This window comes from Azospirillum formosense, from assembly GCF_040500525.1.
Classification (GTDB): domain Bacteria; phylum Pseudomonadota; class Alphaproteobacteria; order Azospirillales; family Azospirillaceae; genus Azospirillum; species Azospirillum formosense_A.
Map to the genome: position 1 here is coordinate 2,665,854 of NZ_CP159402.1, position 20,677 is coordinate 2,686,530.

Below are 20,677 nucleotides of genomic sequence, written 5' to 3' on the forward strand. Positions count from 1 at the left end.
GGAAGGGAAGGGGATTCCAGTGCTTTATCTCTGGGTCAAGGCTCTGCACGTCATCAGCATCATCGCCTGGATGGCCGGGCTTCTCTATCTGCCGCGGCTGTTCGTCTACCATTGCGAGACGGCGCCGGGTTCCGAATCCTCGGAGCGGTTCAAGGTGATGGAGCGCCGCCTGCTGCGCGCCATCATGAATCCGGCGATGGGTGCGGCCTATCTGTTCGGAATCGCGATGATCGTGATGGAGCCGGCCTGGATGAAGCAGGGCTGGCTGCACGCCAAGCTGCTGTTCGTGCTGGCCCTGACCGGCACCCACATGATGATGGCGCGCTGGCGCAAGGACTTCGAGGCGGACCGCAACACCCGCCCGCAGCGTTTCTTCCGTATGTGGAACGAGGCGCCGACCCTGCTGATGATCGGCATCGTCATCTTCGTGATCGTGAAGCCGTTCTGACGGCGAGGGGCGGCGGTCAGCCCCGCCGCCCGATCATCCGGCGGGTGACCGCCTTTTCCGCCTCCACCGCCAGGAAGATGGCCAGACCGGCCGCCGTCATGGCCACCCACTGGGTCCAGTCCACCGCCGCCGTGCCGAACAGGCTCTGCAGGGGCGGGGCGTAGGTGAAGGCGAGCTGGAAGACCAGCATCAGCCCGATGGAGATCCACACCGGCCGGCTGCCGAACAGCCCCTGCCGGTTCAGCACCGAGGCGGTGACCGCCCGCGCGTTCAGCAGGAAGAAGATCTCCCCCATCACCAGCGCGTTGACCGCCATGGTGCGGGCGACCGGCGTCGGGTCGCCGTGGCCCTCGTGCAGCAGGAAGAATCCGAAGCTGGTGGCGACCAGGAGCGCCATCACCAGCACCATGCGCCCGATCAGGAAGCCGGGCAGGATCGGCTCGTCCTGCGGGCGGGGCGGGCGCGTCATCACCGCGGCCTCCGGCGGCTCGAAGGCGAGCGCGAGGCCCAGCGTGACCGCCGTCACCATGTTGACCCAGAGAATCTGGACCGGGGTGATCGGCAGCGTGTAGCCGGCCAGCACCGCGACCAGGATGACCAGCGCCTGGGCGCCGTTGGTCGGCAGCATGAACAGGATGGTCTTGCGCAGATTGTCGTAGACGGTCCGCCCTTCCTCCACGGCATGGGCGATGGAGGCGAAATTATCGTCGGCCAGCACCATGCTGGCGGCCTCCTTCGCGGCCTCCGTGCCCTTGCAGCCCATGGCGACGCCGACGTCGGCGCGCTTCAGGGCGGGGGCGTCGTTCACCCCGTCGCCGGTCATGGCGACCGTGTAGCCGGCCGTCTGGAGCGCGCGGACGAGGCGCAGCTTGTGCTCCGGCGTGGTGCGGGCGAAGACGTCGGAGTCACGCGCCACGGCGACCAGCGCCGCGTCGTCGAGGCGGTCCAGCTCGCTCCCCGACACGGCGTCGCCGGACAGGTTGAACTGCCGCCCGATGACCTGGGCGGTGCCGGCATGGTCGCCGGTGATCATCTTCACCCGGATTCCCGCCGCCTGGCACTGGGCCACCGCCGCCACCGCCTCCTCCCGCGCCGGGTCGATGAAGCCGCACAGGCCGAGCAGGGTCAGCCCCTCCCGCACGTCGTCCATGTCCAGCACGGTCTGGCCGGGCGAAGCGGGGCGGCCGGCGAGCGCCAGCACGCGCTGGCCGCGCGACGCCAGATCCTCGACCCGCGCCAGCCAGTGGCCCATGTCCAGCGGCGCGCTGCCGCCGTCCGCGGCCCGTACGTGCGCGCACATGGACAGAACGCGCTCCGGCGCGCCCTTGACGTACAGCAGCCCGTGCCCCTCATGGTCGTGGTGCAGGGTGGCCATGAACTTGTGCTCGGATTCGAAGGGGATGACGTCCGTACGCGGCCGCCTCGCGGCCTCCTCCCGCGCGTCCAGCCCGGCCTTGATGCCCAGCGCCAGAAGGGCGCCGTCGGTCGGGTCCCCGGCCACCGTCCAGCCCTCCTCGCCGCGCTGAAGCTCCGCGTCGTTGCACAGCAGGGCGGCGCGGGCCAGTTCGGTCAGCACGGGATCGGCGCCGGGGTCCAGGGCCTTGCCGTCGCGCCGGAACTCGCCCTCGGGACGGTAGCCGGTGCCGGTCACCGCGCAGTTGCCCGCCGCGGTCACCACGGTCTGCACGACCAGCTCGTTGCGGGTCAGCGTGCCGGTCTTGTCGGAGCAGATGATTCCGACCGAGCCCAGCGTCTCCACCGCCGGCAGGCGGCGGATGATGGCGTTGCGCCGGGCCATGCGGGTGACGCCGATGGCCAGCGTGATCGTCATCACCGCCGGCAGACCCTCCGGAATCGCCGCCACCGCCAGGCCGACGGCGGCCATCACCATGTCCGGCCAGGGCTCCCCCTGCACCAGCGAGCCGTAGAGGAAGGTCAGCGCGGTCAGCGCCAGGATGCCGACGGTCAGCCAGCGGCCGAACACGGCCATCTGGGCGAGCAGCGGCGTGGTTAGCTCCTCCACGCCCGCCAGGAGCGTGCCGATGCGGCCCAGCTCCGTCCGGTCCCCCGTGGCCACCACGACGCCCGTGGCCTGTCCCTGGGCCACCAGCGTGCCGGAATAGGCCATGCCGCCGCGCTCCGCCAGGGGAGCGTCCACGGCCACCGCGTCGGCGCTCTTGGCGACCGGCACGGATTCGCCGGTCAGCGCCGCCTCCTGCACGCGCAGCCCTTTGACGCGGACCAGCCGCAGGTCGGCGGGCACCTTGTCGCCCGAGGCCAGCAGGACGCGGTCGCCGGGCACCAGATCCTCCGCCGGGACGGTCACCTGATGGCCGCCGCGCAGGACCACCGCCTGGGGCGACAGCATGTTGCGGATGGCGTCCAGCGCCTGTTCCGCCTTGCCTTCCTGGACGTAGCCGATGGCGGCGTTGATCAGCACGACGCCGGCGATCACCGCGGCGTCGACGAACTCGCCGAGCAGGACCGTGACGACTCCCGCGCCGATCAGCACATAGATCAGCAGATTGTCGAACTGCGCCAGGAAGCGCATCACCGCCGACCGTCGGGGCGGCGGGGTCAGCCGGTTGGGCCCGTACCGGTGCCGGCGCTCCGCCGCCTCGTCGGGCGCCAGCCCGTCGTCGGGGCTGTCCAGCGCGGCCAAGGCCTGCTCCGGTCGCTGGGCGTGCCAGGGCAGGGGGTCGGTGGAGGCTTCGGGAGCAACGATGATTCCGGGTCCGGAACGGTCATGCGGGCTCATGATTTCAACCAAACCGTTTCTGTCCTAAACGCCCAGGTCGTGCCCCGGTGGCCTGGATAACAGGGGATGCGGCATCATGACCCGGACGAGGATGCGCAAGATTCCACCTCGTTTCCAAGAATTCGCTTTCATTTGACTTGCAGACGGCGTTCCGCTAACCATCTTTCCCACCACGGGGCGGCAAGCCTCGCGGGCACCCATCCCACATCCGCCGTTCCGTCCCTCCCCAACGATCTGGGCGCGACGTCCGACAGGCATTCCCCGCCTTCAGCGCCGTTCGACGCTCAACCGACGCACCCTGCGCCGGCCCGGGACCTCTGGCACTCCCCCTCGCATGACCGATTCCCTTAAGGCACCCCCATGCATCTCCAAGAGCTGAAGTGCAAGAGCCCCGCCGAACTGCTGGCGTTCGCGGAGGAACTGCAGATCGAGAACGCCAGCACGCTGCGCAAGCAGGACATGATGTTCGCCATCCTCAAGCAGCTGGCGGAGAACGATGTTCCGATCTACGGCGACGGCGTGCTCGAGGTTCTGCAGGACGGCTTCGGGTTCCTGCGCTCGCCGGAGGCCAATTACCTTCCCGGCCCCGACGACATCTACGTCAGCCCCAGCCAGGTGCGCCGCTTCGGCCTGCGCACCGGCGACACGGTCGAGGGGCAGATCCGCGCGCCCAAGGACGGCGAGCGCTACTTCGCCCTTCTCAAGGTCAACACGATCAACTTCGATGCGCCGGACAAGGTCCGCCACCGCATCAACTTCGACAACCTGACCCCGCTCTATCCGGAAGAGCGGCTGCGCATGGAAGTCGACGACCCGACCAAGAAGAACTTCACGGGCCGCATCATCGACCTCGTGGCGCCGCTGGGCAAGGGCCAGCGCGGGCTGATCGTCGCCCCGCCGCGCACGGGCAAGACCGTGATGCTGCAGAACATCGCCCATTCCATCGCGACCAACCACCCGGAAGCCTATCTGATCGTCCTTCTGATCGACGAGCGTCCGGAAGAGGTGACCGACATGGCCCGCTCCGTGCGGGGCGAGGTCATCAGCTCCACCTTCGACGAGCCGGCGACGCGCCACGTCCAGGTCGCTGAAATGGTCATCGAGAAGGCCAAGCGCCTGGTCGAACACAAGCGCGACGTGGTCATCCTGCTGGACTCCATCACCCGTCTGGCCCGCGCCTACAACACCGTCGTTCCCTCGTCGGGCAAGGTGCTGACCGGCGGCGTGGACGCCAACGCGCTGCAGCGCCCGAAGCGCTTCTTCGGCGCGGCCCGCAACATTGAGGAAGGCGGCTCGCTGACCATCATCGCGACCGCGCTGATCGACACCGGCAGCCGCATGGACGAGGTGATCTTCGAAGAGTTCAAGGGCACCGGCAACTCCGAGATCGTGCTGGACCGCAAGCTCTCCGACAAGCGCACCTTCCCGGCCATCGACATCTCCAAGTCGGGCACCCGCAAGGAGGAACTGCTGGTCGACAAGGGCACCATCTCCAAAATGTGGATCCTGCGCCGCATCCTGATGCCGATGGGCGTGACCGACGCGGTGGATTTCCTGGTCGACAAGCTGAAGCACACCAAGTCGAACTCGGAATTCTTCGAGTCCATGAACCAGTAGCGAACCAGTTGCCGGTGGTTTTCTCTCCCCCGTCATGTCGAAGGGCGGGGGAGGGCAAGAAAAAAGGCGGGAGGCCCCGGTGGAGCCTCCCGCCTTTTTGTTTGTCCGAAACCGATGGCCCGGATCAGGACGCTGCCGTCAGGACCGCGTCATCAGAACGGCGACTGCGGCGCCTCTTCGGCCTGGGCCTGCTGGCCGGCGGTCTGGCGGCGGTACAGGTCGACGAAGTCGATCGGGTTGATCATCAGCGGCGGGAAGCCGCCGTCCTGGGTGCAGCCGGCGACGATGGCGCGGGCGAAGGGGAACAGCATCCGCGGCGCCTCGATCAGCAGCACCGGGCGGTGATGCTCCTGCGGCAGGCCGGGCAGCTGGAACAGGCCGCCGTAGGCGACCTCGACCAGGAAGGCCGTCGCCTCGGCCTGCTTGGCCTCGCAATGCAGCTTCAGCACGACCTCGTAGACGTCCTCGCCCATCGGCTGGACCTGCACGTCCACGCCGATGTTGACCTGCGGCTGCGGCTGGCCGGGCAGCAGGCTCTGCGGGGCGTTGGGGTTCTCGAAGGACAGGTCCTTCACATACTGCGCCAGCACATGCATCGGCAGCGACGAGGCGGCTTCCTGATCTTGACCGTTGATCTGCTGATCGGACATGGACAACTCCTGGCCGCGGGGCGGCATCACGATGGAAAGGTCTTCAAGACCCGCTGGCTAGCACGGAACCGCCGGCTCCACAAAGTGAAACCGCCGCGTTTCACCCGCGGTCGTTGCGGTGGGGCGAACCGGGTGGCGCCCAGCGGGAGTCACCCAGCCTGGGCATGTCGTCCGACCCGTCGCGGTCCGCCGGACCGACGCCTCCCGGGCGGCCGCCGTCGGGGTCGACCTCCTGGTAGTCGACGTCGATCACACCCGGCGGCGGGCGGTGTGCCGGACCGCCTTGCGGCCCGGCGGGGCCGCCGCTGCTCCAGGTCCGGCCGCCCATCCGTCCGCCCATCTGGTAGGAGGCGACCCCCTTCATACGGTCGAACAGCCAGCGGCCCAAGGCGTTGCGGATCGGGCGCACGAACAGCAGGATTCCGACGATGTCGGTCAGGAAGCCCGGAATGATCAGGAGCAGGCCGGCGACGACGACGCAGAATCCCTCGAACACGGCGCCGACCGGGCTCTCTCCGCGCTCCGCCGCCGCCTGCGCGCGCTTCAGCACGGACAGGCCCTGCCAGCGGATCAGCACGGACCCGAGGATGGCGGACAGGATGACCAGCCCGACCGTCGGACCGGCACCGATCCAGTCGCCGACCTCGATGAAGGTCGCGATTTCCGCGATCGGCAGCAAAAGGAACAACAGCAACAGTGGATTCATGGCCGTCCTTGCTCTTTCAACCCCAAGGGCCTATCTACACCAGGGTACGCACCCGATCTTTGGTTGGAAGAACAGCTCCGGCACGGGTCATCGGGTGAAATCCTCGGCGGAGAGGGCGAGCTGGGAACTGGTCCCGGCACCGTTCCGGTACACTTAATGCTCACCCGCCGGAGGGTCCAGTAGTGGATCAAGCGGGGCCGGTGTTTTCGGGGCCGGCCTTCAGTCACCCGGAAGGATGGATGATGGGAGATGGGTTTGTGTTCGTCGAGATCCTGATCTTCGCGATGATCGCGGCGTTTCTCGTGTACCGGCTGCGCAGCGTGCTCGGCCGCCGCACCGGTGAGGAACGTCAGCGGCCGAACCCCTTCACGGCCCGCCCCAACAACCAGCCCGACAACGTGGTGGCGATGCCCAACCGCGAGCGGCCCCTGCCGAACGCCGCCCCGTCGCCGGACGAGCCCGTGTCGCTGGCCACCGCGCTGGAGCAGATCAAGGCCGCCGACCCCAGCTTCGACGAGAAGTATTTTCTTCAGGGCGCCCGCGGCGCCTTCCAGATGATCGTGGAGGCCTTTGCCAAGGGCGACACGGCCACCCTGCGCCCGCTGCTCTCGGACGAGGTCTACGACAACTTCGCCCGCGCGGTGCGCGAGCGCCAGGCGGCGGGCGAGACGCTGGAGACCCGCATCGAGACGATCACCGACGCCGACGTGGTGGAGGCCCGCATGGACGGCCGCACCGCCCTGGTCACGGTGAAGTTCGTGTCGGAGCAGATGAACGTCGTGCGCAACAGCGCCGGCGCGGTGGTGGACGGCGATCCCAACGCCGTGGTCGAGGCCGTGGACATCTGGACCTTCGCCCGCAACACCCGCGCCAGCGACCCGAACTGGGCGCTCGTCGAAACCCGCACCCCTCAATGACCGATCGGTTCTGATGCTCTCTCTTCCGGTTGTTCGTCTCAGCGCCGCGGCAGTCCTTGCCGCGGCGTTTCTCATTGGCTGCGAGCGGAAGGAGGAGGAGGCCAAGGCGCCGCCGCCTCCGCCGCCCGAGAAGCTGGTCCTCACCCCGGTCGCCTTCACGGCGCTGCCCGGCTGGAGCGCCGACCGCGTGGCGGAGGCCGTTCCGGCCTTCCAGCGGTCCTGCGCGAAGGTCAAGGCGCTGGCCGCCGACCGTTCCATCGGCCCGGACGGGGTCGGCGGCAAGGCGGCGGACTGGCAGGGCCCTTGCGCCGAGCTGGCCAGGCTGCCGCCCGGCGACGACGCGGCGGCGCGGGCTTATTTCGAGACGTGGTTCACCCCCTACGCCGCGGCCAACAACGCCGAGCGGCGGGGCCTCTTCACCGGCTATTACGAGGTCGAGCTGAAGGGCAGCCGGACGCCGGACCCGGCCTTTCCGGTGCCGCTCTACAAGCGCCCCGCCGATCTGGTGATGGTCGATCTCGGCGAGTTCGCCGACCGCTGGAAGGGCGAGCGCATCGCCGGGCGCGTCACCGCCGGCCGGCTGAAGCCCTTCGAGGACCGTGCGGCCATCGAGGCCGGGGCGTTGAGCGGGAAGGGGCTGGAGCTGGTCTGGCTGCAGGACCCCATCGCCACCTTCTTCCTGCACATCCAGGGGTCGGGCCGCGTCAGCTTCCCCGACGGGACCGAGACGCGCGTCGGCTACGCCGCCCAGAACGGCCACAAATACGTCGCCATCGGGCGGGAGCTGATCGACCGCGGCGCCCTGAAGCGCGAGGAGGTGTCGCTCCAGACCATCCGCGCCTGGCTGCAGGCCAACCCCGGCGAGGCGGCGGCGCTGATGAACAAGAACCCGTCCTACGTCTTCTTCCAGGAGCTGAAGGGGGAAGGGCCGAACGGCGCCCAGAACGTCGCCCTGACGCCGGGGCGCAGCCTCGCCATCGATTCCAAGTTCCTTCCCTACGGCGTGCCGGTCTGGCTGGACGCCGAGGACCCGCTGGACGCCCAGACGCGGCTGCGCCGCCTGCTGATCGCCCAGGACACCGGCGGGGCCATCCGCGGCCCGGTCCGCGGCGACGTCTTCTGGGGTCACGGTCCGGAGGCGGAGGCCAAGGCCGGCGTGATGAAGAGCGCCGGGGAGTATTACGTCCTGCTGCCCAAGACGGTCGCTCCGGCGAGCTGACCGCCGCCCGTTTCCCCCGCTGAGGAACCGAAGCGCAGCGGCTTCGGTTGTGTCAACCAGCGCCGCTCTCAGCGGTTCGGGTTGACACACGGGGGGAGGGGGCCATGACCCCGCTGCAACGGCAAATCGACAGGCTCAACGAAATCGAAGGGTTGGCGCGGCTCGGCTACGCCGCGCGCGGCCTCGTCTATCTGATCGTCGGCTGGTTCGCCGTCACGGCGGCCTACGGCAGCAACCGGCCGACCGACACCAAGGGCGCCTTGGTCGAGCTGTTCCAGAATCCCTTCGGCTCGGTCCTGCTGGCGCTCACGGCGCTCGGGCTCGCCGGCTACGCGCTGTGGCGGATCATGCAGGCGGTGCTCGACGTCGATCACGTCGGGACCTCGCCCAAGGGGATCGTGGTCCGCGCCGGCTTCGTCGTCGCCGGGGTGATCCACGCCGGTCTGGCGGTCTTCGCCATCAAGCTGCTGGCCGGGCAAGGCGGCGGACGCGGCGACGGCGAGGCCGCGGCGCATGACTGGACGGCGTGGCTGCTCGCCAAGCCGATGGGCCGCGTCCTGGTCGCCGCGGTTGGGGCCGCCATCATCGGCGCCGCCGTCGCCCACGCCGTCAAGGCCTACAAGGCCAGCTTCCGCCGCGAGCTGGACGCCGACCCGGACACCATGAAGGTGATCTGCCCGATCGGCCGCTTCGGCTTCGCCGCCAAGGGTCTGGTCTTCGCGGTGGTCGGCAGCTTCTTCCTGGTGGCGGCGTGGCAGTCGGACTCGTCGGAGTCCGGCGGGCTGCTGAAGGCTCTGCAGTTCCTTCAGCAGCAGCCCTACGGCCCCTGGCTGCTCGGGATCGTGGCGGCCGGGCTGTTCGCCTTCGGCGCCTTCAGCGTCGTCCAGGCCGTCTACTGCCGCATCGACGGCGAGGCGGCGGAGCGTCAGATCCGCGCCATAGTGTGAGCACGGCACCGGACCAAAGGAAAAGGGCGCCGAGGGTTTCCCCGGCGCCCTTCCGTTTCAGGCCGATGTTTCACGTGGATCGTCGCGTTACACCGGAGAAAGGGGTCACCCCTTGGTGATCATCGGACCCAGGCGGCGGCCGGCGAAGACGTGGATGTGCAGATGCGGGACCTCCTGGTTCGCGTCCTCGCCGCAGTTGGAGAGGATGCGGTAGCCGGGCTCGGCGGCGCCGGCGCCGCGCGCCACCTCGCCGACCGCGCGGAACAGGCCGGCGATCTCCGCCTCCGTCGCGCGCGCGCTGAAGTCGTCCATGTCGACGTAGGCGCCCTTCGGGATCACCAGGATGTGTGTCGGGGCCTGCGGGTTGATGTCGTGAAAGGCCAGCGCGTGCTCGGTCTCCAGGACCTTCTTGCACGGGATTTCGCCGCGCAGGATGCGGGCGAAGACGTTGTTCGGATCGTAGGTCTTGGCCATCGCGTCGTTTCCCCTTCCGCCTTGCTCTCGTTAAGCTTTGCGCGCGTTCTTTTCGGCGATGCCGCTGGTGCCCTCGCGCTGGGCCAGCTTCTCCCACACCGCGGCAGGCTCCAGACCGGCGTCGGCCCACAGCACCATCAGGTGGTAGAGCAGGTCCGCCGATTCCGAGGCCATGGCCGCCTTGTCGCCACGCACCGCCTCGATGACCGTCTCCACCGCCTCCTCGCCGACCTTCTGGGCGATCTTGGCGGTGCCGCGATGGAACAGCTTGGCGGTGTAGGAGGTTTCCGGATCGGCGCCCTTGCGCGCCTGGACGGTGGCGTAGAGCCGGTCCAGAACCGCGGCCGTGGCGGCCGCCTTGTCGTCAGGCATGAGCGGCCTCCACCATACGGGCCGGGCGCACCGGGATGCCGGCGTCGGCGAGCGCCGCCTTGGCCTGCCCAATGGTGTAGGTGCCGAAATGGAAGATGGAGGCCGCCAGCACCGCCGTGGCGTGGCCCTCGCGGATGCCCTCGACCAGATGGTCCAACGTGCCGACGCCGCCCGAGGCGATCACCGGGATGCGCAGCCCGTCGGCCACCTTGCGGGTCAGGGCGAGGTCGAAGCCGCTCTTGGTGCCGTCGCGGTCCATCGAGGTCAGCAGGATCTCGCCGGCGCCGTAGGACTCCATGCGCTTCGCCCACTCGATGGCGTCGATGCCCGTGGCCTTGCGCCCGCCGTGGGTGAAGATCTCCCAGCGGCCCGGCTCGACCTGCTTGGCGTCGATGGCGACGACGATGCACTGGGCACCGAACTTCTCCGCCGCCTCCTGCACGAATTCCGGACGGTGGATGGCCGCGGTGTTGATCGACACCTTGTCGGCGCCGGCCAGCAGCAGCTTGCGGATGTCCTCGACCGTGCGCACGCCGCCGCCGACGGTCAACGGCATGAACACCTGCTCGGCGGTGCGGCGCACCACGTCGTAGATGGTGTCGCGGTTCTCGTGGCTGGCCGTGATGTCGAGGAAGGTCAGCTCGTCCGCCCCCTCCCGGTCGTAGACGCGGGCCTGCTCCACAGGGTCGCCGGCGTCGATCAGATCGACGAAGTTGACCCCCTTGACGACCCGCCCGTCCTTGACGTCCAGGCAGGGGATGACGCGCATCTTGAGCATCAGCCGGCCTTTCCGGTGACGGGGGTGGCGGACAGGAGATCCAGTGCGGTCTTCGGATCGATGCGCCCGTCGTAGAGCGCGCGGCCGCAGATGACGCCCTGGATGCCGGTGCCCTCCTCCTTCTTCAGCGCGATCAGGTCGTCGATGGAGGAGACGCCGCCCGACGCGATCACCGGGGTGGTCAGGTGGAAGGCGAGGTCGGAGGTCGCCTCGACGTTCACGCCGCCCATGGCGCCGTCGCGGTTGATGTCGGTGTAGATGATGGCGGCCACACCGCTGTCCTCGAACTTCAGAGCCAGATCCAGCGCCTTGATGGTTGAGGTCTCGGCCCAGCCGGCGACGGCCACGTAACCCTCGCGCGCGTCGATGCCCACCGCCACCTTGCCGGGGAATTCGCGGCAGGCCTCGCGGACCAGCTCCGGCTCGCGCAGGGCGACGGTGCCGAGGATGACGCGGCTGACGCCCTTCTCCAGCCACAGGGCGATGGTCTTCAGGTCGCGGATGCCGCCGCCCAGCTGCACCGGGATGGTCACGGCGCCCAGGATGCTCTCGACCGCCTTGCCGTTGACCGGCTTGCCCTCGAAGGCGCCGTTCAGATCGACCAGATGCAGCCATTCGAAGCCCTGGCTTTCGAACAGGCGGGCCTGGTCGGCGGGTTCGGTGTTGAAGACGGTCGCCTGGCTCATCTCGCCGCGCAGCAGCCGAACGCAGGCACCGTCTTTGAGGTCGATGGCGGGATAGATGATCATCGCGGTGTCTCGTCCTATGGCGTGTCGTGAAGCGTGTCGGGGGTGAGGTCTTTCACATAAAAATGGCCGGCCAGCCTTTTGCCGTCCACCAGCGCATAGAAGGGATGCGTGCCCCAGCGTTTGAAGCCGAGGTCCTCGTACAGCGCGATGGCCGCGCTCTGGGTCTCGCGCACGTCGAGGTTCAGCACGCGGAAACCGGACGCCCGCGCCTCCTCCTCCACCGCCACGGTCAGGCGGCGGGCCAGCCCGTGGCCGCGCGCCCAGGGGGCGACGAAGCTGGTGGTCAGGGTGGCGGCGTGGGCCTGCGCCTCGTTGTTGCGGGCTGGCTTGACGAGCTGGGCGGAGCCGGCGATGACGCCGTCCAGACGGCCGACGAAGAGGATGCGTTCCGGCACCACCAGAACGCCCTTCCAATAGCGCTCCATGATCTCGCGGGCGGGCGGGGCCACCCAGCCGAAGCCGCCGCCCGCCTTGATGGCGTCGTCGGCGGCGTCGCACAGGTCGTGCAGGTCGCCGGTCTTCAGCGTGTCGATGCGTTCGACCGTGACGTCGGTCATGGTCAGACCCGCCAGGTCAGGAAGTTGGCGACCAGGGCGAGGCCGGTCTCCTGGCTCTTTTCCGGATGGAACTGGGTGCCGACCAGATTGTCGCGCCCGACCACCGCGGCGAAGGGCCCGCCGTAATCGGCGCTGGCGATCACGTCTTCGGGCCGCTCCACGGCGAAGCGGTAGGAGTGGACGAAATAGGCGTGCGCGCGCTCCGGCAGGCCGGCCAGAACCGGGTGCTCCCGGCGCACGTCCAGCTCGTTCCAGCCCATGTGCGGAATCTTCAGGCTGGGGTCGGCGGGCTCCAGCTTCGCCACCTCGCCCTTGATCCAGCCCAGCCCCTCGGTGACGCCGTATTCGCGCCCGCGCTCCGCCATCAGCTGCATGCCGACGCAGATGCCCAGGAAGGGACGGCCCTTGCCGTGCACCACCTCCTCCAGCGCGTCGAGCATGCCGGGGACCTCCGACAGGCCGCGCTTGCAGTCGGCGAAGGCGCCGACGCCCGGCAGGACGACGCGGTCGGCCTTGCGCACGGCGTCGGCGTCGGAGGTCACCAGGACCTGGAAGGAGGCGTGGGACTCCGCCGCCGCGCGCTCCAGAGCCTTGGCGGCGGAGCGCAGGTTGCCGGAGCCGTAATCGATCAGCGCAACGGTTTCCATGAAACGAGGACCTTGTGACAGAGCGCCGGCCTTGTCGGAGCCGCCGGTTTTTTTAGAGGGAGCCGCCCAGCGTCCCCTTGGTGGAGGGCACGGCGTCGCGCTTGCGCGGGTCGATTTCGATCCCGGCCCGCAGCGCGCGGGCAAGCGCCTTGTAGCAGCTTTCCACGATGTGGTGGTTGTTCTCGCCATAGAGGCATTCGACGTGCAGCGTCACGCCCGCGGCCATGGCGAAGGCCTGGAACCACTCGCGGAACAGCTCGGTGTCCATGTCGCCGATCTTGTCGCGGCTGAAGGACACCTTCCAGATCAGGTAGGGCCGGTTGGAGAAGTCGAGCGCGACGCGGGTCAGCGTCTCGTCCATCGGGACGTAGGCGTGGCCGTAGCGTTGGATGCCCTTGCGGTCGCCCAGCGCCTTCGCCACGGCCTGACCGATGGCGATGCCGCTGTCCTCGGTCGTGTGGTGGGCGTCGATGTGCAGATCGCCCTCCGCCGCCACCGACAGGTCCATCAGGCTGTGGCGCGACAGCTGCTCCAGCATGTGGTCGAGGAAGCCGACGCCGGTCTTCACGTCATAGACGCCGGTGCCGTCCAGATTCACGGCGACCCGGATCCGGGTTTCGGTGGTGTTCCGCTCGATCGAGGCGCGGCGGACGCCATTGGCAAGGCTCTGGTCCATGAGTCCGGGTTTTATCAGGAAGCGCGCGGGCGCGCCAGAGGCGCAGCCTCCGAAAACGCCTATGACCGTCGGTCGCGATGCCGCATAATGCGTGTGTGTTCATCGTCGTGTGCACGCGCAACGCGCATAATGGGATATGCCACCGGACATGCCGACGCCCGGACGTCTTTTCCCGACCCTCGCCGCCCTGCTGGCGCTGGCCGCCTGCATGGGCGGGGAGCTGCCGCAGACCCGCAAATCGCCGCCCGTCGCCCGCGGGTCGACGGAGCCGGTGCGCTTCGACGGCCTGTCGCTCGGCTCGATGCGGCGAGGCATGGTGACGGGGCGTTACGTCTGGGCGCTGGAATGCTGGCCGCCCTATGAGGACGTCTATTGGACCAGCGGGCGCAGCCTGCACGAGAACTCCACCTTCCAGGAGCGCTTCGCCGAGGTTCTGGCCGACGCCGGCTACGACGTGGCGGGTGTGCAGGGCAGCGACTACGAGGCGGAGTTCGACCGCAAGCGCGCCCGCTTCATCCTGCGCGGCGACCTGCGGGCGGTGAACAGCGACCTGTGCCGCCGCCGGAGCTGGCTGACCGGCCGCAGCGAGGGGGTATCGGGCGTCGGCAGCCTGCGGGTCGACTGGGCGGTCTACGACGCCGTGACGGGCCGGCTCGTCCACCGCGTCACCACCACGGGGGTGGCCCGCAAGGACAGCGGCGTGCCGCAGGGCGACGTTCTGCTGATCGAGGAGGCCTTCGGCACGGCGGTGGAGGCGCTGGGCGCCGACCCCGGCTTCCGCGCCGCGGTGTCGCGGGGCGGGGCGGTAGTGTCAAGTGGCCCCGCCATAGTGTCAAGTGGCCGGGGAGGAGCGTCAACCGTTCCCCCGAGAGCGTCAAGTGGGGCCCCGCTAGTGTCAAGTGGGGCGGCAGGAGTGTCAAGTGCCGCCCCGGATGTGTCAACCGGGCCGGCTGTGGCGTCAACCGCGGCGGTCGAAACCGCAACGGTCGAAACCGCAACGGTCGATCCCGGCGGCGCCTCCGGCGGGCCGGCGCCTGTCCTGGAGGACACCCGCCCCCCGACCCTGATTCTGCGCATCACCGACCCGCTCCGGGGCTACGCCGACGATCCCGCCGCCCGCGTGTCCGCCGCCACGGTCCGTGTCGGACCCGAAGAGCGCAAGGGCCGGGGGATCGTGCTGGGGGAGCTGGACGGCCAGTCCCTCGTGCTGACGCTGGACGCCGGGATGGACGCGACCGTCACGGTCGCGCCGTCCCGCGCGGTGTCGCTGGACGGCATGGTGATGGCGCGGGACCGCCCCGGCGGGATCGCCCTGGTCCGCGTGCCGGCCCGGCTGCGCGCGGCGCCGCTGCGTCTGGACGCCCCGGCGGTCAGCGAGCCGGTGACGGCGGTCCTGGAGCGGGGCGACGACACGGCATCCGGCCTCCTGGCGGCCCGGCGCGCCGATCCGCAGGCGCCGCCGGGGGTGGAGGCGACTCTGCTCCAGGCCGATCTGACCGGGCCGGAGCCGGCGCCGGGCGACCCGCTGGTGGACGATGCGGGCAACCTGCTGGGCGTCGCCCGTCCGGGTCCGCCGCCCGGTGGCGCGCACGGCCTGTCCGCCTTCGTTCCGGTGACGGAGGCGCTGGCCCGCCTGGGGGTGGAGGTGACGCAGGCCGCTCCCCGGTCAATTCCGTCCCGCGGGACAGCGCCCCGTGACGCCAGACTTGACGGGACCCGCCGTCCCCCCACATAGACCCGTGTTCCGATGTGCCTATGTCGGCCGGCGTCGCGCCGGGTCGTTCGGGCACGGGCGCCTCTTCCTTAGACCACGGTCCCGATGACTTCCCACGATCCCATCCAGTGGCACGGCACCACCATCCTCTCGGTCCGCAAGAACGGGCAGGTGGTCATTGCCGGCGACGGCCAGGTGTCCGTCGGCCAGACGGTCATGAAATCGAACGCCCGCAAGGTGCGCTGGCTCGCCGGCGGCACGGTGATGGGCGGCTTTGCCGGCGCCACCGCCGACGCGCTGACCCTGTTCGAGCGGCTGGAGACCAAGCTGGAGAAGCACCCCGGCCAGCTCCTGCGCGCCTGCGTGGAGATGGCCAAGGACTGGCGCACCGACCGCTACCTGCGCCGGCTGGAGGCCATGATGGCCGTGGCCGACCGCAACGTCAGCCTGATCCTGACCGGCAACGGCGACGTGCTGGAGCCGGAGGACGGGCTGATCGGCATCGGCTCCGGCGGCGCCTACGCCCTGTCGGCGGCGCGCGCGCTGGTCGACGTCGATGGTCTGGACGCGGAGGCCGTGGCCCGCAAGGCGATGAAGATCGCCGCCGGCATCTGCGTCTACACCAACGAGAACGTCACGCTTGAAAAGCTCTAACCCTCAGACCGGGTCCCACGCCATGTCCGCCCCCAGCATCGCCGCCGCCACCGCCGCTTTCAGCCCGCGCGAGATCGTCTCCGAACTCGACCGCTACATCGTCGGCCAGCACGAGGCCAAGCGCGCGGTCGCCATCGCGCTGCGCAACCGCTGGCGCCGCCAGCAGCTCCCCGAGGGGCTGCGCGAGGAGGTTCTGCCCAAGAACATCCTGATGATCGGCCCGACCGGCGTCGGCAAGACGGAGATCGCCCGCCGTCTGGCGAAGCTGGCCCAGGCGCCCTTCCTGAAGGTCGAGGCGACCAAGTTCACCGAGGTCGGCTATGTCGGCCGCGATGTCGAGCAGATCGTCCGCGATCTGGTCGAGGCCGCCATCGGCCTGACCAAGGAGCGGCTGCGCAAGGAGGTCGCCGCCAAGGCCGAGCTGCGCGCCGAGGAGCGCGTGGTCGACGCCCTGTGCGGCGAGAACGCCAGCCCGGAGACGCGGCAGAAGTTCCGCAAGATGCTGCGCGAAGGCACGCTGAACGACCGCGAGATCGAGATCCAGGTGGCCGACACCGCCGGCGGCCTGCCGACCTTCGACATCCCCGGCATGCCGGGCGCCCAGATGGGCATGCTGAACCTGAACGACATCTTCGGCAAGGCGATGGGCGGGCGCACCAAGTCCCGGCGCATGACCGTCGCCGAGAGCTACACCGTTCTGATGGCGGAAGAGTCGGACAAGCTGCTGGACCAGGAAAAGGTCGTTTCGGAAGCGATCCAGGCGGTCGAGCAGAACGGCATCGTCTTCCTCGACGAGATCGACAAGATCTCCGCGCGCTCCGACTACAAGGGCGGCGCCGACGTCAGCCGCGAGGGCGTGCAGCGCGACCTGCTGCCGCTGATCGAGGGCACGACCGTCAGCACCAAGCATGGCGCGGTCAAGACCGACCACATCCTGTTCATCGCGTCGGGCGCCTTCCACCTGTCCAAGCCGTCGGACCTGCTGCCGGAGCTGCAGGGCCGCCTGCCGATCCGCGTCGAGCTGAAGGCGCTGGAGCGGGAGGATTTCCGCCGCATCCTGACCGAGCCGGAAGCCAGCCTGATCAAGCAGTACAAGGCGCTGCTGAAGACCGAGGAGGTCGATCTCGTCTTCACCGACGACGCCATCGACGAGCTGGCCCGCCTCGCCACCGAGATCAACGCGACGGTGGAGAACATCGGGGCGCGGCGCCTGCACACCGTGCTGGAGCGGCTGCTGGAGGACATCAGCTTCACCGCCAGCGACAAGGCCGGCCAGACCGTCACCATCGACGCGGAGACCGTCCGTGCCCAGGTGGGCGGCCTCGCCAAGAACGCCGACCTGTCCAAGTTCATTCTGTAAACCGCCATACGGCGTCGCGGGGTGGTCCGCCCCGCGGCGCCTTTCCTCAGCCGCCTTGATCGGCGGCCCGGCCTGCCTTAGGATGGCCGGCATCCCACCACGGCAGGATGCGCAGACCAATGGATTTCAACCCGACCGCAACGTCCGTTCGTTTCGTCTTCGGGGAAATCCGCGTCCATGCCTGCTTCCACCACGCCGCCCGCCATCGCGCTGGCGAACCTCTCCTGGTCCACGCCTGACGGGCGTACCGTCCTATCCGACATCAGCCTGGGGTTCGGTCTTGAACGGACCGGGCTCGTCGGACGCAACGGCACCGGGAAATCGACCCTTCTCAAGCTGATGACGGGCGCGCTGCGCCCGCAATCCGGGACGGTGTCCGTCCGCGGCAGCCTGGGAATCCTGAATCAAGGCCTGTCGGTGAAGCCGGACGACACGGTCGCCGGGCTGTTCGGCGCGACGGCCATGCTGGAGCTGCTGCGCCGCGCCGAGCGGGGTGACGCCGACGCCGACGCGCTGGCCGAGGTGGATTGGACGCTGGAAGGGCGCATCCGCTCCGCGCTCGGCCGGGTGGGCCTGGAGGCGGAGCCCGAGACGCCGCTGACGCGCCTGTCCGGCGGGCAGCGCACGCGCGCCGCCCTGGCCGCGGCGATCTTTCCGGAGCCCGACGTCCTGCTGCTGGACGAGCCGACCAACGATCTCGACCGCGAGGGGCGGGAGGCGGTCGTCGGGCTGCTGGCCTCCTGGCGGTCCGCGGCGGTGGTGGTCAGCCACGACCGCGACCTGCTCGACCGCATGGACGCCATCGTCGAACTGACCTCCCTCGGCGCCACCCGCTATGGCGGGAACTGGAGCCATTACCGCGCCGTCCGGGCGCTGGCCCTCGACGCTGCCCGCCACGATCTGGCGGACGCCGAGAAACGCGTGGCAGAGGCGGCCCGGACGGCGCAGGCCACCGCCGAACGGAAGGCGCGCAAGGACCGGGCGGGGCAGCGGAAGGCGGCGAAGGGCGATTTGCCGCGCATCCTGCTCGGCGGCCGGAAGGAGCGCAGCGAGGCCACCGGCGGCGACAACGCCCGCCGCGCCGCCCAGCAGAAGGCCGACGCGCTCGACGCCGTGGCCGGTGCCCGTGCGCGCATCGAGGTCCTTCAACCGCTGTCGGTCGTTCTGCCGCCCACCGGCCTCCCGCCCGGCCGGGCCGTGCTGACGCTCGACGGCGTCACCGGCGGCCATGACCCGGGAAGCCCGGTCGTCCGCGACCTGTCCTTCACCATCACCGGGCCGGAGCGCGTCGCCGTCACCGGACCCAACGGGTCGGGCAAGACGACCCTGCTCGGGCTCGTCGCCGGCCATCGCGCCCCCTGGTCCGGGACGGTGCGCGTCGTTGCCGGCGCGGTCATGCTCGACCAGCGGGTGAGCCTTCTCGATCCGTCGGAAACGATCCTGGACAATTTCCGGCGCCTCAACCCGCAGGAAGGGGAGAACGCCTGCCGGGCGTCGCTGGCCCGCTTCATGTTCCGCGCCGACGCGGCGCTGCAGCGCGTGTCGACCCTCAGCGGCGGCCAGACGTTGCGCGCCGGCCTCGCCTGCGTCCTCGGCGGTGCCGTCCCGCCGCCCCTGCTGATCCTGGACGAGCCGACCAACCATCTGGACATCGACTCCATCGAGGCCGTGGAAGCCGGGCTGCGCGCCTATGACGGGGCGCTGCTGGTGGTCAGCCACGACGAGGCCTTCCTCGACGCCATCGGCATCACGCGCCGGCTGGACCTCACCAGTCGGTCAGGAAGCGGTCCTTCGGCAGGTGGATGACGACCGACGTGCCGGTGCCCTCGCGTGAGCGGATCTCCAGCCGGCCGCCATGGCGTTCCACCAGCGACTTGGCGATGGACAGGCCGAGCCCGATGCCGTCGAACCGGCGGGCCAGCGAGGAATCCCCCTGGAAGAAGGGCTGGAAGACCGTTTCCAGACGGTCGTCCGGGATGCCGACGCCGCTGTCGAACACCTCGGCCACCAGGGCGCCCGCGGAGTCCACGCGGGCCGACACGCCGATGCGCCCGCCTTCCGGCGTGAACTTGATGGCGTTGGACAGGAGATGCAGCAGCACCTGCTTCAGCGCCCGCGGGTCGGCCATCAGGGGCGGCAGCTCGCTGGCGATGTCGGCCTCGACCTGCAGCTTGCCGCGCTCCGCCCGCTTGGCGACCAGACGGACGCAGGACACCACCACGTCGCGGAAATCGCAGAGCGCCTCCTCCAGCCCGACCTGACCGGCCTCGATGGTGGCCATCTCCAGCAGGTCGTTGATGTTGGCCAGCAACAGCTCGCCCGACCGTTTGATCTCCGCCGCGAAGTTGACGTACATGGGGTTTTCCAGCGATCCCAGCATCTGCTGGTGGATCACGTCGGCGAAGCCCAGGATGCCGTTCAGCGGCGTGCGCAGCTCGTGGCTCATGTTGGCGAGGAAGGCGGTCTTGGCGCGGTTGGCCAGCTCCGCCGCCTCCTTGGCCTCGATCAGCGCCTGCTCGGCGGCCTTGAAGGCGCTGAGGTCGCGCAGCATCGCGACGAATACGTGGAAGCCCGGCAGGTCGATCTCCGACAGGGACAGCCAGGCGACCATGGTGGTGCCGTCCCGCCGGAGGACGGTCACCTCCCGCCCGACGCCGATGACCTGTCGCACCCCCGTGTCCCTGTAGCGGCGCATGTGGGTGCCGTGCTGCGCGGCCTCCTCCGGCGGCATCAGGACGGAAATGTGCCGGCCGGTCAGCTCGTCCGGGCTGTAGCCGAGGAGCAGCTCCGCCGCCTGGTTGGCGGCCTGGATGACGCCGCGGGCGTCCACGGTCAGGATGGTCTCGACCGCCTGTTCCACGATGGCGCGGTTGCGCGCCTCGCTGCGCTGGAGTTCCTCGTCGGCGGCGCGGGCGGTCGTCACGTCCTCGATCACCGCGGCCAGCGCCCGCACCCGCCCGTCGGGGCCGTGCAGGCAGGACGGGCGCATGGCCGCGCGCATCACCCCGCCGTCGGCGCGCAGGAACCGCTTCTCGAAAGGGGCCGGTGCCGCTTCGCCCCGCATCACCCGGCCGAAGCGCAGGCTTTCCCAGGCCCAGTCCTCCGGGTGGGTGACGTCGGCCAGATGCCGTCCGGCCATGTCCCGCGGGCTGTATCCCAGGCTGCGGGCAAAGGCGGGATTGGCGGCCATGATGCGCCCGTCCGGCGCGGCCACGACCATGCCGACCGACGCGCTGTCGAAGACGGTGCGGAACAGGGCGTCCGTCACGCCATCCAGGGGCATCACGGACCCGACCTCGGCGGTCATACGATAATCCCGTCTGGTCAAGCCTGGCTTCGGGGCAACCCGGACCGGATGGTAAGGGATTCGGCGCGGCGAAAGCGAACGCGAAACGTCCGGTTGCCTCGGCCGAAGGTGCGACCGATTAACCCAC

20 protein-coding genes are annotated in these 20,677 nt (G+C 69.7%); 9 read left to right on the plus strand and 11 right to left on the minus strand.

Translation table 11 applies throughout. The features are described 5' to 3' along the window. Positions 1-19 precede the first annotated feature (19 nt). Positions 20-448, plus strand: coding sequence for a protoporphyrinogen oxidase HemJ (gene hemJ, locus ABVN73_RS12725; RefSeq protein ID WP_038530217.1), 429 nt, complete (start codon positions 20-22; stop codon positions 446-448). Between the two features lie 16 nt (positions 449-464). Here the strand turns inward: hemJ and ABVN73_RS12730 are convergent, their stop codons facing one another. Continuing rightward, positions 465-3,206, minus strand: coding sequence for a cation-transporting P-type ATPase (locus ABVN73_RS12730; protein WP_353858302.1), 2,742 nt, complete (start codon positions 3,204-3,206; stop codon positions 465-467). A gap of 360 nt (positions 3,207-3,566) precedes the next feature. Here ABVN73_RS12730 and rho point away from each other — a divergent pair, with 360 nt between their 5' ends. Further along, on the plus strand, positions 3,567-4,823 hold the full coding sequence (gene rho / locus ABVN73_RS12735; RefSeq protein WP_094301393.1) for a transcription termination factor Rho: 1,257 nt from the start codon (positions 3,567-3,569) through the stop codon (positions 4,821-4,823). Positions 4,824-4,975: 152 nt separating this feature from the next. On the opposite strand, the gene secB is transcribed toward rho, so the two are convergent. Both secB and ABVN73_RS12745 read right to left on the minus strand, forming a co-directional pair. Next, positions 4,976-5,473 (minus strand): protein-export chaperone SecB, encoded by a 498-nt coding sequence (gene secB, locus ABVN73_RS12740; protein ID WP_035670309.1) that lies wholly within the window; start codon positions 5,471-5,473, stop codon positions 4,976-4,978. A 100-nt stretch (positions 5,474-5,573) separates the two neighbouring features. After that, positions 5,574-6,179: an FxsA family protein gene (locus ABVN73_RS12745; protein WP_353858303.1), complete on the minus strand. Its 606-nt coding sequence runs from the start codon at positions 6,177-6,179 to the stop codon at positions 5,574-5,576. Positions 6,180-6,421: 242 nt separating this feature from the next. Between ABVN73_RS12745 and ABVN73_RS12750 the strand changes: the two genes are divergently transcribed. From ABVN73_RS12750 to ABVN73_RS12760, 3 genes are all read left to right on the plus strand, one after another. Then, positions 6,422-7,096: a Tim44/TimA family putative adaptor protein gene (locus ABVN73_RS12750; RefSeq protein ID WP_353859484.1), complete on the plus strand. Its 675-nt coding sequence runs from the start codon at positions 6,422-6,424 to the stop codon at positions 7,094-7,096. A 13-nt stretch (positions 7,097-7,109) separates the two neighbouring features. Next, entirely contained in the window at positions 7,110-8,315 is a 1,206-nt protein-coding gene (locus tag ABVN73_RS12755) for a murein transglycosylase A (protein WP_353858304.1), read from the plus strand. Between the two features lie 104 nt (positions 8,316-8,419). Further along, a complete protein-coding gene (locus ABVN73_RS12760; RefSeq protein ID WP_353858305.1) occupies positions 8,420-9,262 on the plus strand; it encodes a DUF1206 domain-containing protein in 843 nt (280 codons plus the stop codon). Positions 9,263-9,367: 105 nt separating this feature from the next. Here ABVN73_RS12760 and ABVN73_RS12765 read toward each other — a convergent pair whose 3' ends face one another. The 7 genes from ABVN73_RS12765 to hisB are packed head-to-tail and all read right to left on the minus strand — an operon-like array spanning position 9,368 to position 13,515. After that, the gene (locus tag ABVN73_RS12765) at positions 9,368-9,736 is read right to left on the minus strand and encodes a histidine triad nucleotide-binding protein (protein ID WP_014238910.1); all 369 of its coding nucleotides are present in this window, start codon (positions 9,734-9,736) and stop codon (positions 9,368-9,370) included. A 30-nt stretch (positions 9,737-9,766) separates the two neighbouring features. After that, the gene (locus ABVN73_RS12770; protein WP_353858306.1) at positions 9,767-10,108 is read right to left on the minus strand and encodes a phosphoribosyl-ATP diphosphatase; all 342 of its coding nucleotides are present in this window, start codon (positions 10,106-10,108) and stop codon (positions 9,767-9,769) included. After that, positions 10,101-10,886, minus strand: coding sequence for an imidazole glycerol phosphate synthase subunit HisF (gene hisF / locus ABVN73_RS12775; RefSeq protein ID WP_353858307.1), 786 nt, complete (start codon positions 10,884-10,886; stop codon positions 10,101-10,103). Before hisF ends, ABVN73_RS12770 begins: the two co-directional genes overlap by 8 nt. Beyond that, positions 10,886-11,635, minus strand: coding sequence for a 1-(5-phosphoribosyl)-5-[(5-phosphoribosylamino)methylideneamino]imidazole-4-carboxamide isomerase (hisA, locus tag ABVN73_RS12780; RefSeq protein ID WP_353858308.1), 750 nt, complete (start codon positions 11,633-11,635; stop codon positions 10,886-10,888). The genes hisF and hisA overlap by 1 nt, the downstream gene beginning before the upstream one ends. 14 nt (positions 11,636-11,649) lie before the next feature. Further along, positions 11,650-12,192, minus strand: a complete 543-nt coding sequence (locus ABVN73_RS12785; RefSeq protein WP_353858309.1) for a GNAT family N-acetyltransferase — start codon at positions 12,190-12,192, stop codon at positions 11,650-11,652. A gap of 2 nt (positions 12,193-12,194) precedes the next feature. After that, positions 12,195-12,839: an imidazole glycerol phosphate synthase subunit HisH gene (gene hisH / locus ABVN73_RS12790; protein WP_353858310.1), complete on the minus strand. Its 645-nt coding sequence runs from the start codon at positions 12,837-12,839 to the stop codon at positions 12,195-12,197. A 52-nt stretch (positions 12,840-12,891) separates the two neighbouring features. Continuing rightward, positions 12,892-13,515 carry an imidazoleglycerol-phosphate dehydratase HisB gene (hisB, locus tag ABVN73_RS12795; RefSeq protein WP_035670281.1) on the minus strand — a complete coding sequence of 208 codons (624 nt, stop codon included), beginning with the start codon at positions 13,513-13,515 and terminating at the stop codon, positions 12,892-12,894. 148 nt (positions 13,516-13,663) lie between these two features. On the opposite strand from hisB, the gene ABVN73_RS12800 reads away from it, so the two are divergent. From ABVN73_RS12800 to ABVN73_RS12815, 4 genes are all read left to right on the plus strand, one after another. Next, complete coding sequence (locus ABVN73_RS12800) at positions 13,664-15,250, plus strand: serine protease (protein ID WP_353858311.1); 1,587 nt, start codon at positions 13,664-13,666, stop codon at positions 15,248-15,250. 84 nt (positions 15,251-15,334) lie between these two features. Continuing rightward, entirely contained in the window at positions 15,335-15,883 is a 549-nt protein-coding gene (gene hslV / locus ABVN73_RS12805) for an ATP-dependent protease subunit HslV (protein WP_014238902.1), read from the plus strand. A 22-nt stretch (positions 15,884-15,905) separates the two neighbouring features. Further along, on the plus strand, positions 15,906-17,243 hold the full coding sequence (gene hslU / locus ABVN73_RS12810; protein ID WP_353858312.1) for an ATP-dependent protease ATPase subunit HslU: 1,338 nt from the start codon (positions 15,906-15,908) through the stop codon (positions 17,241-17,243). 177 nt (positions 17,244-17,420) lie between these two features. After that, positions 17,421-19,049, plus strand: a complete 1,629-nt coding sequence (locus tag ABVN73_RS12815) for an ABC-F family ATP-binding cassette domain-containing protein (protein WP_353858313.1) — start codon at positions 17,421-17,423, stop codon at positions 19,047-19,049. Here ABVN73_RS12815 and ABVN73_RS12820 read toward each other — a convergent pair. Continuing rightward, positions 19,009-20,526 (minus strand): PAS domain S-box protein, encoded by a 1,518-nt coding sequence (locus tag ABVN73_RS12820; RefSeq protein WP_353859485.1) that lies wholly within the window; start codon positions 20,524-20,526, stop codon positions 19,009-19,011. The genes ABVN73_RS12815 and ABVN73_RS12820 overlap by 41 nt on opposite strands. Between the last annotated feature and the right edge of the window lie 151 nt (positions 20,527-20,677).

Coding starts and splice junctions, on each gene's coding strand:
- secB (WP_035670309.1), bottom strand. CDS start 5,473: ATGTCCGATCAGCAGATCAACGGTCAAGATCAGGAAGCCGCCTCGTCG.
- hisA (WP_353858308.1), bottom strand. CDS start 11,635: ATGATCATCTATCCCGCCATCGACCTCAAAGACGGTGCCTGCGTTCGG.
- hslU (WP_353858312.1), top strand. CDS start 15,906: ATGTCCGCCCCCAGCATCGCCGCCGCCACCGCCGCTTTCAGCCCGCGC.
- ABVN73_RS12745 (WP_353858303.1), bottom strand. CDS start 6,179: ATGAATCCACTGTTGCTGTTGTTCCTTTTGCTGCCGATCGCGGAAATC.
- ABVN73_RS12785 (WP_353858309.1), bottom strand. CDS start 12,192: ATGACCGACGTCACGGTCGAACGCATCGACACGCTGAAGACCGGCGAC.
- ABVN73_RS12750 (WP_353859484.1), top strand. CDS start 6,422: ATGGGAGATGGGTTTGTGTTCGTCGAGATCCTGATCTTCGCGATGATC.
- hisH (WP_353858310.1), bottom strand. CDS start 12,839: ATGGAAACCGTTGCGCTGATCGATTACGGCTCCGGCAACCTGCGCTCC.
- ABVN73_RS12730 (WP_353858302.1), bottom strand. CDS start 3,206: ATGAGCCCGCATGACCGTTCCGGACCCGGAATCATCGTTGCTCCCGAA.
- ABVN73_RS12815 (WP_353858313.1), top strand. CDS start 17,421: ATGCCTGCTTCCACCACGCCGCCCGCCATCGCGCTGGCGAACCTCTCC.
- hisF (WP_353858307.1), bottom strand. CDS start 10,886: ATGCTCAAGATGCGCGTCATCCCCTGCCTGGACGTCAAGGACGGGCGG.
- ABVN73_RS12800 (WP_353858311.1), top strand. CDS start 13,664: ATGCCGACGCCCGGACGTCTTTTCCCGACCCTCGCCGCCCTGCTGGCG.
- ABVN73_RS12755 (WP_353858304.1), top strand. CDS start 7,110: ATGCTCTCTCTTCCGGTTGTTCGTCTCAGCGCCGCGGCAGTCCTTGCC.
- ABVN73_RS12820 (WP_353859485.1), bottom strand. CDS start 20,526: ATGCCCCTGGATGGCGTGACGGACGCCCTGTTCCGCACCGTCTTCGAC.
- ABVN73_RS12760 (WP_353858305.1), top strand. CDS start 8,420: ATGACCCCGCTGCAACGGCAAATCGACAGGCTCAACGAAATCGAAGGG.
- ABVN73_RS12765 (WP_014238910.1), bottom strand. CDS start 9,736: ATGGCCAAGACCTACGATCCGAACAACGTCTTCGCCCGCATCCTGCGC.
- rho (WP_094301393.1), top strand. CDS start 3,567: ATGCATCTCCAAGAGCTGAAGTGCAAGAGCCCCGCCGAACTGCTGGCG.
- hisB (WP_035670281.1), bottom strand. CDS start 13,515: ATGGACCAGAGCCTTGCCAATGGCGTCCGCCGCGCCTCGATCGAGCGG.
- ABVN73_RS12770 (WP_353858306.1), bottom strand. CDS start 10,108: ATGCCTGACGACAAGGCGGCCGCCACGGCCGCGGTTCTGGACCGGCTC.
- hslV (WP_014238902.1), top strand. CDS start 15,335: ATGACTTCCCACGATCCCATCCAGTGGCACGGCACCACCATCCTCTCG.